The organism is Rhizobium sp. CFBP 8762, assembly GCF_014841565.1.
In the GTDB taxonomy this organism is placed as follows: domain Bacteria; phylum Pseudomonadota; class Alphaproteobacteria; order Rhizobiales; family Rhizobiaceae; genus CFBP-8762.
In genome coordinates, this window is record NZ_JACYUD010000003.1 from 63508 (window position 1) to 75195 (window position 11688).

Sequence of the window (11688 nt, forward strand, 5' to 3'; positions counted from 1 at the left end):
CCGATTCAGCACAAATTCTATCTTCCGCGTTCACACAAACAAAAAGCCCGGGGCTGGTCCCGGGCTTGGTCATTATGAGGTGGCACTCACGGTGAATGCTACTATTTCTACTGGTTGCTTAGAACTTCACTTTAATTGCTGTAGACACTGCGGTTACAACATCGTCGTCGTAGTCGTAGGAAACATTGTCTCCATATACCTGTCCACCACGCGTGACGATACCAGAAGACCCACTGGTCAAAATACCAACTGCCCCGGCCAAACGCAGCTCCACCTTTTCCGTAGCGGCATAAGACAGACCCGTGCCTAGCAACCATGTATCGCTTTGCGTATTGATCCCGGTGCTTGCACCGCGGTCATAGGTCAAGCTGAGTGCTCCGCTGAGCTTATCGGTAAATTTGTGACCGACACCCCCGGTGATGCTCAAGCCATCACGAAACAGAAGATCGAGCTGTGAGCAACGCGGACTAAGCGGCGAAAGAACGGGAGGGCAGAAGTTCAGAACCGAAATCTGGCTCCAATCGGTCCATTTGATGGACCCGAATGCCAACCATCCTTCCGCGATACCGCTTTGAAGTTTCAGTTCAACAGAGTCCGGCATGGATACCGATCCGCTGACGCCATAGCGAGGCACGCCAGTAATCGGACTAAGCGAAATGGGAATGACGTTGCTGGCATCGATGGATCCGGTCAGATCCACATCGACTTTGCTGTTATATACGAGACTGGCGCGGATGGCATATTCCGGAATTTCATAAGCTACACCTGCGCGCCAGCCCCATCCGTCACCTTCGAGTTCCAGACGTCCGAGACCCGTGAGAGGAAATGCGGCCGGATATTCCTGAGACAGCTGGTCTTTGAACCCATCGATTTTTTGGTAGAAAGCACCGCCAATCAGACGAAGCTTTCCGGGTCCCATGTCAAACTTATAGGAACAGGTTCCCGCATAGTTGTCACTGCTAACCTTGGTCTCCACATTGTAGTTTGCGCCTGCCCAATTGGCGCCAGGTTTCAGATGCAGACCCCAAGGCTGTGAGTAATCAACCATACAGTCGACGGCATCGCCAAAACCTGCCTTAAATCCAATCCGTGGCGACCAATAGCTTTCACTATCATCAGCTGTCCGTGGGCGATTGTTGAGATCACCACCGCCGACACCCGGCACACCTCTGCCACCAAACAATCGTGGATCGATCACACTCGAGTCGGTGTCACGAACATTTTTCAGACGTCGATTAGGCATGACAAAGCTGGAGGATGCTTCTCCTACATAGGGTGAATCCTCAAACAGCAAATCGATATTGTAGCCACCACGCTCCAACCCACTCGCATTCGCGCCAGCACCAAACGTGAGTGTGGAAAGCGTAGCGAGCCCCAGCAAGCGCCCCTTCATTGAAAGCTTCGTCATAGTTCCCCCGTCAGCGTCCCGCAGTCTCTTTCGTTGGTAACGAGTATCAAACAAGTATCGAGGACTTGCAAGCTCGCTAATGCTACCTGCTTTAACACAAGATTATGCTTGCGTAGGGCTTGCCTCATGCAATTCCGTTTTATTTCCCAGAAATGCGGTATCAGCCAGCCTCAGCCACGCGCAACAATGCGGTCTGCAACGAACTCATCTGCACGTCGATCTCTGCCAGACGCTCCTTCTCCGCCTCAACCACCTCTGCCTTGGCGTTGGCTACAAATCGTTCGTTGGACAGTTTCGACGCAATTTTTGCGCGTTCCACGTCGAGTTTGGTCATGGCCTTTTCGAGGCGCGCGCGTTCCGCTGACACATCAATCAAAGACCCGAGCGGCAGGCATGCGGTCGCTTCGCCGATGACAATCTGCGCCGCGCCTTTCGGTGCCGCGTCGCCAAGCGATATTGACTCGACGCGTGCAAGCCGCCGAATGGCTGCATCCTGACTGAGCAAGCGGTCTCGTATTTGCTGGTTGGCACCCACGACCACAAGAGGCGCGACAGCAGATGGTGGCACGTTCATTTCGGCCCGAACAGACCGAATGCCCGAAACGATATCGATCAACCAATTGATTTCGCCGGCAGCCGTTTCATCCTGGTAGGTCGAGGTCGGCCAGCGGGTCAGGCAGAGAAGATTGTCGCGATCCCCCGTGTGATCCCACAGTTCTTCCGTCATGAATGGCATGAAGGGATGCAGAAGTTTGTAGGTCTCGTCCAGAATGTAGGCCACGCAAGCCTGTGACTCGGCGCGCGCACCCTCATCCTCGCCGCTGAAAATAGGCTTCAGCAGTTCCAGATACCAGTCACACAACTGATTCCATACAAAGCGATAGAGGCTGCCTGCCGCCTCATTGAACCGATAGGTCTCGATAGCCTCGGTGACTTCTTGTCTGGTGCGTGAGAGTTCAGTGATGATCCACCGGTTGACCGTGAGCGTTACCGCTTCCGGCACAAAGGCGGGATCATTCTTGACACCATTCATTTCAGCAAACCGTGTTGCATTCCACAGCTTGGTTCCGAAGTTGCGATAACCTGCAATTCGCGCAGGGTCTAACTTCACATCACGCCCTTGCGCCGCCATGATGGCAAGGGTGAAGCGCAGCGCATCCGCACCGTATTCGTCGATCAGGTTCAAGGGATCGATGACGTTGCCTTTCGACTTCGACATTTTCTGACCGTTTTTGTCGCGCACCAGCGCATGAACGTAAACGGTATGGAATGGCTCAATCGGCGTGCCACTCTCATCCTTCATGAGATGCAGGCCCATCATCATCATGCGGGCCACCCAGAAGAAGATAATGTCGAACCCGGTGACGAGCACATCCGTTTGGTAATAGCGGTCAAGTTCCGGCGTTTTGTGCGGCCATCCCAGTGTCGAAAAGGGCCAAAGCGCGGACGAAAACCATGTATCAAGAACATCTTCGTCACGCGTCAGGATATCGCCCGGACGGAAGTCTTCCAGCAGGTTTTCAACATAGGCCTTCATCGGCCCCTCGTGCGACAAATAGTGCTGAATGGCAGCCTGAAGCGCTTCCTCTTCAGACTTCTCAACAAAGACCTGCCCGTCCGGGCCGTACCACGCCGGTATCTGGTGCCCCCACCAGAGCTGGCGGGATACACACCACGGCTGGATGTTTTCCATCCATTCGAAGTAGGTTTTTTCCCAGTTTTTCGGTACGAACTTCGTTCGTCCCTCACGCACCGAAGCGATAGCAGGTTTTGCCAGAGTGGCTGCATCCACATACCACTGTTCGGTCAGCCTCGGTTCAATCGGCACACCACCCCGGTCCCCGTGAGGAACGGTATGCTTATGCGGTTCGATGCGATCAACGAGCCCTGCTTCTTCCAGAATTTGAACAATCCGCTCGCGCGCCTGAAAACGATCAAGGCCGTTTAGCGCGTTCCAGTGAGCAAGCTGCTCCGGTGCCGGTTGTAAACCCTCTAGAAATTCGTCGTTGTCGGTTAGCTCGATCTTTCCATCAATGGTCAGAATATTGATCATGGCGAGCTTCTGGCGCCTGCCGACTTCGAAATCGTTGAAGTCGTGCGCAGGCGTCATCTTTACCGCACCGGTTCCCGCCGTTGGGTCTGGATATTCATCGGCAACAATGGGTATACGCCTGCCAACAATGGGCAGAATAACATGCTTTCCGACGATATCTGTATAGCGCATATCATCCGGGTGAACGGCAACGCCAGAATCGCCCAGCAGCGTCTCCGGTCTGGTGGTTGCGACAACCAGATAATCGCGAGTTTCAAACTCGACCGGGTTGCCCTCGTCATCGAAGGAGATCGGGTATTCGTAACTCACGCCGTCTTCGAGCGGATAACGCAGATGCCAGAGGTTGCCGGCAACTTCGACCTGTTCAACCTCAAGGTCGGAAATGGCCGTCAGCAGTTTGGGGTCCCAGTTGACAAGACGCTTGTCCTTGTAAATCAGGCCCTCTTTGTAGAGCGACACAAAGACTTCCAGAACAGCTTCCGACAGTCCCTCGTCCATTGTGAAGCGCTCACGCGACCAGTCACAGGACGCACCGAGCCGTTTGAGCTGGTTGAAGATCAACCCGCCTGACTCATCTTTCCACTCCCAAACTTTTTCGATGAAAGCCTCTCGGCCGATTTCCCGTCGTCCGGGCAGCTTCTGTTCGGCCAGCTTGCGCTCGACAACCATCTGCGTTGCGATTCCGGCATGGTCCATTCCGGGTTGCCAAAGAACATCCTTGCCCCGCATACGCTCAAAGCGAACCATGATGTCCTGAAGCGTATTGTTGAGCGCATGTCCCATATGCAGAGAACCGGTAACATTCGGCGGGGGTATAACAATGGAAAACGTCTCGGCACCCGGCTCTGCATTCGCGCCTGCTGCAAAGGCGTTGCCCTCTTCCCATTTACGGGCAATTCGAGGTTCAACGCTGGCGGAATCATAGGTTTTTTCAAGCATCGGAAGCCAAACTCATTTGGGAAGACATACGGCTTGTAAAGCTGAAGCGGTCAACGGAGTCAAATACTTCGTACGCAATTTGGCATTACGACGAAGCACCGTGCCTATTTTCAAAGCACTGTTTGTCTACCGACGGGGACCTCTGGCGACACGCTCAATTTCTTCGCGCACCAAACGCTCAACCAAAGTCGGCAGATTGTTATCGAGCCATTCCTGCAGGAGTGGGCGCAGCATTTCCTGCGCAATCTCATCAAAAGACCGCCGCGGCGTTGCGTGAATAGCTTGCGAAAGGTCGTCAAACGAGCGTGCCACTTGTTGACCAACCTGAGGTGATACAATACCGGCCACTTCGGGCGCAGACACTGTGACGGAGGGGCTTACGTGGGGCTCCACGGCAAACTCAGGTTCACTCTCAGTGCCTTTCGCTGCCATCGGCTCGCTGAAAGCTTCCGAACCTATCTCGGCGCCAACCTCGGACTTATCTTCCTCTTTGTTTTGAAAACGGAACGGCATAACATTTTCAGGTACTGGCTGTGTGTCCGCCACCGTATTGCGACCGGCGGAGCCGCGAACGCGCGCAGCCACATCTGCCAACGACAAAGGTTGGGGCGACGGGGCGCTTTCGTTGATCGCTGACGGTCGATTGTCCTGCGCCGACAAATCCGCAGTCAAATAAGGTGCAGCCATCTCGGATGCATCCGAAGCGTCTTCGTTCACGTCCGACTTGGTTTCAAAACCGTCTTCAAAACTATCGAGAGATAGCGGCTCATTGCTTTCAATAATCCGCCGGATCGACGCCAGAATTTCGTCCATGGAGGGTTCGCGCGCTACGTTTGGCTGAGCCATTGTCATTCCTGTTCGTTTCCTCGACCCGGAGATCGACACCTGCCAGACAGACCTTAAACGAGTTCATTCGGCAGAACAGACTACCGAATCGATCTGACATCATGATGCACAGTTTTTTCAGAAACGTCACGTAGCCAGACTGCTATCGACCGTCCACAGTCCGCAAGCCGAACCACTTGTCCTTCACGGCTTCGAAGTGCTTTTCCGAACGATATTCGGCGACCTGAAGGTTCTGGCTGCCCACAGTCAGATTGCCCATGGCAGCCAACAAGGAGTAGCTGGCAACCACCGCATCACGCTGTGACACCGCCAGGCTTTCCTGCGCATTCAAAACATTCTGCTGGGAAATCAAAACGTCCAATGTCGTGCGTTGTCCAACATTGCGCTCCTCTACAACGCCTGCCAGCGCAAGATTGGCAGCACTAAGCTGCTGGCGATTGGCAGAAATTTGCGCAATGGCGGCTTCCATCTGCGCGTAAGCGGAAACAACGTTCTGTTGGACCGAGGCGCGCTCGCGATCCACGAGAATACGCTGCTGACCCAGTTGCTCTTTGGTCTGACGAATACGGCCGTATTCCGCGCCACCCTGATAGATGGGAACAGACAGACGTGCCGTGATCGCACCGGACGTGTTGTCACCGTTCGAGGTGTTGTTTCCGGTCGTGCGACCGAATGTGCCTTCAAGCCGCACACCCGGAAGTGCCGCGCCTTCGGCAACTTTGACACCAAAACCAGCGGAATCGACAGCATACTGGGCTGCCAGAATTGACGGGTGCTGCCGCAATCCGCTGGCAACGGCCTGATCAAGCGACCTCGGCAGGCCGCGGCTTGCAGGTGCGGGTTGTTTGATGCCAACCGGCTGCGCACCGACGATCTGGACGTAGACAGCCTCACTTGTTTTCAGTTGCGCGACAGCGCCGACTAGCAAGGCTTGCGCCGCAGCAAGTTCGGCCTGAGCCTGACTGACATCTGTACGTGTGCCCTCACCCACATCCAGACGCGCTTGCGATGCGTTCAACTGCTCACGCAAGAAAGCAAGGTTCTGCTTGCGGATGCTGACCAGTTGCTGGTCACGAGCGATATTGGCATAGGCCTGCGCCGCCGAGAACAGAATCTGCATTTCCGTTGCGCGCACATTCTCGCGTTCCGAGAACACCGAAGCGGTTGCCGCCCGAACGTTGTTGACCGTCTGGAAACCGTCGAAAATCTGCTGGGTTATCGTAATGCCAGAGGAGGAGCTGTGAAAGTCGCGTCGTCCGACCAGACCATTATCCACCCGTTGCAGAGTTCCACTGACTTCACCAGAAATCTGCGGTCTGCCCGTGGCCTTGGCAATGGTAACGCCTTCATCGGTCACCCGCAGACCGGCGCGTGCTGCATTGATGTCCGGATTGTTTTCATAGGCTTTCGACATGGCCCCGAAAATCGTCTCGGCAGATGCCATCTGCGGGAGGGCCCATACGAGGGGCGAAAGTGCTACGAGGAAAATTGCTTTACGGCTCATCAACAAGATCGCACACTCCGATATATAGGCAATGACTGGATCGAACCACCGCCCTGTCAATCCCCGGCATACCGCGTACACCAGCGACTGAATGATAAGAAGAAGGTGGAGAGCCTACACGGCCAACAACCCATTGCGCACTTTTGATCTGGAAATTAACATTTCATCAACCTCTATGAACCTGATTTTAACAGAAAAGTTGAAAGAAAGCGTAATCGAGTTACTTATGCGCAACAATTCAATCAAAAGATGTATCGCCGATAGTGAGTTCCCTCACCAAGAGGAGCCTCAAAACACAAATCCGGCATTTTTACGGAAGCCGGGCAGGGGTTTAATTGATGTGTTGAACGCGGGACGCTCGGCAGTGATTCCGTTTTCCCGCAAGTACAGCTTTGCTTGCGAAGCGTTGCCTAGGCCCTCAACCACGACCAGTCGTCCGCCATCGCGAAGTTGGTCGAACAAGGCCGTCGGCAGCACCTCCACCGCACCATTAACGAAGATGACGTCGTAGGGTGCTTCGGCAGCATAGCCCTGCTCCAGCGCACCCTGCACCACAGCGACGTTATCGTATCCCAGCTTTGAAACAGTTTCAGATGCCTGCGCGGCAAGCGTCTCATCACTCTCCAGTGCGACGACGGAGGACCCCATGCGCGATAGCAAAGCGGACGTATATCCCGTTGCGCATCCGATATCCAGAATCACGTCTGTCTCAGCGACTTCGGCCAGTTGCAGCAACTTCGCCAGAGGCGATGGCTCCATGATGAAGCGGGCCGGACAGACAGGTGTTGCCGCAAGCACCTCAATATCATTATCGATATAGGCTAGCGGTCGCATAGCGACGGGGACGAAGTCTTCACGCGGCACGCTCAAGAACGCGTTTTGAACGGAATGGGATGTCACATCGGTCGTGCGGATCTGGTTATCGACCATCTTGGTGCGCTGAGCGCTGAAATCAATCATGTTATGCCCTGTTCAAACCGGCCCCAGTGGTGCGGGCCCAAAGTTCATGAAGTCCTGAGCAATCTCTTAAATCCGCTGATACAGGCTTTCAAGCCAAAGCGGTGCTACCGGCCAAAAAACATATCATCGCCAGATAAAGATTCATGATGATATTTGTCTAGTTAATATTGTCATTTGCCGATGTTTTGTCGTAATGAGCGCGCAACACACGTTGACACTGGAAGGGCACACTCATGCCGGGACGGATATTATTGGCTGCCGCGCTTACCTTGGCCTCGGCATATGGTCTCTCAGCGCAGGAGGTTACGCCCCAGTCCACGCCACCAGCGCAGACCGAGCCGCAAATTCAGCCCGCCCCCGTGGAATCAGCGCCCACTGCGCCTCTAGCCGGGCAAGCAGCTCCTGATCCAGCCGTTGCTGCGCCGCAGGCACCGTCCCTGCCGGCGACTCCAACACAGCCGTCCACTCAAGTTGATGGTGCTGTAACCCCCACACCTGAATCGGCAACCGTTCCCCATGACCTGACCCCATGGGGCATGTTCATGGCCGCTGATATCGTGGTCAAAGCGGTCATGATTGGTCTGGCTCTGGCCTCCGTTCTGACCTGGGCAATCCTTGTTTTCAAGGCCGGCGAGTTGGGAACTGGTGGAAAACGCGTTCGACGTGCTGTTCGCATCGCTTCTGACGCAACATCGCTACAGGACGCCGTCCAAGCCTTTGGCTCAGTTCGCGGCCCGGTACGCAAGATGTTGCAGGCAGCCATGAACGAACTGGAGAAATCCGAAGCGATCATTGATCACACCGATGGTTCGGGCGTGAAGGAGCGCGTTGAGTCCCATTTGTCCCGTATCGAAATTGCTGCCGGCAAATCGATGGCTAAGGGTACAGGGATACTGGCGACAATCGGCTCGATCTCGCCTTTCGTTGGCTTGTTCGGAACGGTGTGGGGCATCATGAATTCCTTCATTGGCATCAGCGAGTCCCAGACAACCAATCTTGCGGTGGTTGCCCCCGGTATTGCCGAGGCGCTGCTTGCAACCGCCATCGGCCTCGTTGCCGCAATTCCCGCTGTTGTGATCTACAACATATTCGCACGCGCTATCGGCACCTACCGTCAGTATCTTGCGGACGCCAGCGCGGCTGTTGAGCGACTCGTCAGCCGCGATCTTGACTTCCGGGCAGCACGTCACCGTCCGGGCACGTCTGCTGCGATTCTTTCCGCTGAAGCCGCGAAACGGAGGGGCTGACCATGGCCGGAAAAATTCGGGAAGGTGGAGACGATCTTGAAGAAAACAGCGAGATCAACGTCACACCATTTATCGACGTCATCCTGGTTCTGCTCATTATTTTTATGGTTGCAGCACCGCTCGCAACCGTCGATGTCAAAGTTGATCTGCCGCAGTCTGTCGCACAACCTAGCCCACCGCCAGTTAATCCAGTCTGGCTTTCGCTGAAGGCTGATTTGACGTTGTATCTTGGCAATGACCCCATTTCCCGAGAGGCTTTTGCACCATCACTGGAACGAGCGACCGAGGGCAAGAAAGATACACGCATTTATTTAAAGGCAGATCAGTCCGTCGATTACGGCGAACTGACAGGCGTCATGAACATGCTACAGAAGGCGGGCTACTCGAAGATCGCATTGGTGGGGCTGGATATGGGGTCTGCTCCAGCCCTTTGAGGGCGTAAACCAGCTTCCCTTACAGCTCGGCGAATTCCGGGTACTTCTTTACGATCGCATCATGGCTATCGCAGGAGGTATCGGTAAATTCAAGCGGGATGGCGGCAACATCAGCAACCGTAACAGGCTTCTCCGACGAGACGGTAACGACTTCACCGTTCTCCAAAATCAGCTCTGCATGCTCAATAAAGCCCTTTTGCAGCAGCCAGTCTCTAGGCGCGTGAAGCGATACGATAACCGTGTTAGGCTCGTCGGGAATGCTTCCAGCAGATAGCTTATAGGAGACTGGTGTTTGCTCCTGTCCAATTTGCAGGTGACCCGAGCCTTCTTTGGTTTCAATCATAACACTCTCCTTTTTGTTTCAGCAGCTTAACGCATAAGCGCCTCTACTGTTCCGTCACTGCGCAGGAACCAAGTTCGCCGCCAGCCGTTCTGAACAGCAGTCAAAGGAGAGCAGAATGGTAAATGTAACCTACAAAATCGTAGAGCACGATGGCGGCTGGGCCTACAAGGTTGGCGACGTATTTTCCGAACCTTTCCCCACGCATGACGCCGCACTCAGGGCTGCAGAAGCAGCGGCACAAGAGCAACAGGTTGGTGGCAACGACGAAATCATCAGTTACCAGGATGAAGCAGGCAACTGGGTGGAGGAAACGGCATCCGGCGGAGATCGCCCGGAAACGACCATCGAGGATCAATCCTAGCTATAGTGAAAAAAGTTCGGTATTCCGCCAAAACGACAAGATATAGGGTTGACCGGCGGGTGTTTGCGATGCTCTTTTAGAGCATGTTAAAAACCGGTCAGGGACAATTGTTGCAAGGGTTTCAAGAAACGCGCTCACGAAATCTTCGCTTCTTGTGCGGCACACGTGCGACGGTCGCCGTCGCAATTGGTCTTGTCTTTTGTGTCACGTTTTTGTCGCAGATCGTACTATGCATTGAAACGACCAAATGCCCTTATACGCTCACCATTGAATCGGCAAAAACTGACGATGTGGGGTCAATAGCAGCGCCTTACGAGTTGTTGTCTCCGCATTCCGCGTCTTATCTGAACGCCAGGTCTAGTCTCTATACGGTACTGTTTCACGGGTCGAAGGTAACTCATTTAACGCATGACAGGTCCGCGGACTCTGCAATCTTTCATTCTATCCTGCCAAGAGCGCCACCAACGGCCTGAAACGGGCTGAACTCAGCCAATCGTCGCGCTCTTCGAACAATAAGCGTATGTTTCCTCACAAGCAGCCAATAGACTGCAAGTGTGAAAAGACCTAACATATGAAAACACTACGAAAATTCATATGGCCTGTAATCGGACTCGCGGCGATCATGTTTTCGCTGTGGGCGCTGTATCACGAGCTACGCGGGTTGTCGTTCGACGCGTTCATGTCATCGCTGATTGCTATTCCTTTACATGGCTGGGTCTTGTGCGTGCTTTCAACGGTCGTTGCCTATGCCGCGCTGGCTGGCTATGATCGGCTGGCGCTGGAACATCTTGGTCACAAGATATCGTTGATTTTCATCAGCCTGTGCTCGTTCACGACATACGCACTGTCGCACAATCTTGGCGCATCCGTCTTTTCCGGAGCTGTTGTTCGGTATCGGGCCTATCAGTCGAAAGGACTGACAGTCACCGAAGTGGGCCTTCTGGTTGCGTTCTGCTCGTTTACGTTCGCATTGGGCACGGTCATGCTATCGGCTCTGGTGCTTCTCCTTCAACCCGACATTATCGAGCGATTTACCGATGTCCTGCCACTGGGTGCAGCTGTTTCGACAGGCACGGTCATGCTGGTGTTCGTGGCGCTCTATGTGATTGGGAGTCTTGTCGGCTTTCGCCCCATTCGGACGCGCTGGCTGAAGCTCGAATATCCGAAACCCTCGCTCGTCCTTCGCCAACTGATCATTGCACCGATGGAATTGATCGCTGCGGCGTCGATCATCTACTTCGCGCTACCCCATGCGGGCAATCCGGGTTTTCTGGTTGTGCTGGGGATTTTTCTCGCGTCTTTTTCAGTCGCGCTGTTATCCCATGCGCCGGGTGGAATTGGTGTTCTTGAGTTGGTTTTTATCGCCGGTCTTCCGGAAATGAACCCGGCTGATGTTCTGGCTGCGTTGGTAGTGTTCAGGCTACTGTATCTGCTGATCCCGTTCGTTTTTGCGCTCGGTGTTATTCTCGTTTTCGAGGGATCGCGATACCGGGCGGAGAAGAGGCGCGAGCGTATTTCACCCTCGCCCGCTGAACAGTTTGCAACAAGCTCCGATAAAGACGCGACAATTTTGACAAAACGAGACGGACATTA

General features: G+C 54.3%; 9 protein-coding genes and 1 pseudogene. 4 read left to right on the top strand and 6 right to left on the bottom strand.

The genetic code is table 11. From position 1 onward, the window contains the following. Positions 1-118: 118 nt before the first annotated feature. The 5 genes from IFT84_RS08860 to IFT84_RS08880 all read right to left on the bottom strand — a co-directional run bounded on the left by IFT84_RS08860 (position 119) and on the right by IFT84_RS08880 (position 7707). Positions 119-1408 carry an OmpP1/FadL family transporter gene (locus IFT84_RS08860; RefSeq protein ID WP_192118478.1) on the bottom strand — a complete coding sequence of 430 codons (1290 nt, stop codon included), beginning with the start codon at positions 1406-1408 and terminating at the stop codon, positions 119-121. A gap of 160 nt (positions 1409-1568) precedes the next feature. Beyond that, positions 1569-4400, bottom strand: a complete 2832-nt coding sequence (locus tag IFT84_RS08865) for a valine--tRNA ligase (protein WP_192118480.1) — start codon at positions 4398-4400, stop codon at positions 1569-1571. A gap of 126 nt (positions 4401-4526) precedes the next feature. Then, the gene (locus IFT84_RS08870; protein ID WP_192118482.1) at positions 4527-5246 is read right to left on the bottom strand and encodes a PopZ family protein; all 720 of its coding nucleotides are present in this window, start codon (positions 5244-5246) and stop codon (positions 4527-4529) included. Positions 5247-5388: 142 nt separating this feature from the next. Continuing rightward, positions 5389-6750, bottom strand: a complete 1362-nt coding sequence (locus tag IFT84_RS08875; protein WP_192118484.1) for a TolC family outer membrane protein — start codon at positions 6748-6750, stop codon at positions 5389-5391. A gap of 288 nt (positions 6751-7038) precedes the next feature. Beyond that, entirely contained in the window at positions 7039-7707 is a 669-nt protein-coding gene (locus IFT84_RS08880) for a methyltransferase domain-containing protein (RefSeq protein WP_192119123.1), read from the bottom strand. A gap of 236 nt (positions 7708-7943) precedes the next feature. Between IFT84_RS08880 and exbB the strand changes: the two genes are divergently transcribed. Next, a complete protein-coding gene (gene exbB / locus IFT84_RS08885; protein WP_192118485.1) occupies positions 7944-8957 on the top strand; it encodes a tonB-system energizer ExbB in 1014 nt (337 codons plus the stop codon). A 2-nt stretch (positions 8958-8959) separates the two neighbouring features. Continuing rightward, positions 8960-9391: a TonB system transport protein ExbD gene (exbD, locus tag IFT84_RS08890; RefSeq protein ID WP_192118487.1), complete on the top strand. Its 432-nt coding sequence runs from the start codon at positions 8960-8962 to the stop codon at positions 9389-9391. A gap of 19 nt (positions 9392-9410) precedes the next feature. Here the strand turns inward: exbD and IFT84_RS08895 are convergent, their stop codons facing one another. Then, positions 9411-9734 carry a hypothetical protein gene (locus IFT84_RS08895; RefSeq protein WP_192118489.1) on the bottom strand — a complete coding sequence of 108 codons (324 nt, stop codon included), beginning with the start codon at positions 9732-9734 and terminating at the stop codon, positions 9411-9413. A gap of 115 nt (positions 9735-9849) precedes the next feature. Here IFT84_RS08895 and IFT84_RS08900 point away from each other — a divergent pair, with 115 nt between their 5' ends. Both IFT84_RS08900 and IFT84_RS08905 read left to right on the top strand, forming a co-directional pair. Then, positions 9850-10095, top strand: a complete 246-nt coding sequence (locus IFT84_RS08900; RefSeq protein WP_192118491.1) for a DUF2188 domain-containing protein — start codon at positions 9850-9852, stop codon at positions 10093-10095. Between the two features lie 571 nt (positions 10096-10666). Continuing rightward, a pseudogene (locus IFT84_RS08905) lies at positions 10667-11596 on the top strand (lysylphosphatidylglycerol synthase transmembrane domain-containing protein); the annotation flags it as partial. Positions 11597-11688 lie beyond the last annotated feature (92 nt).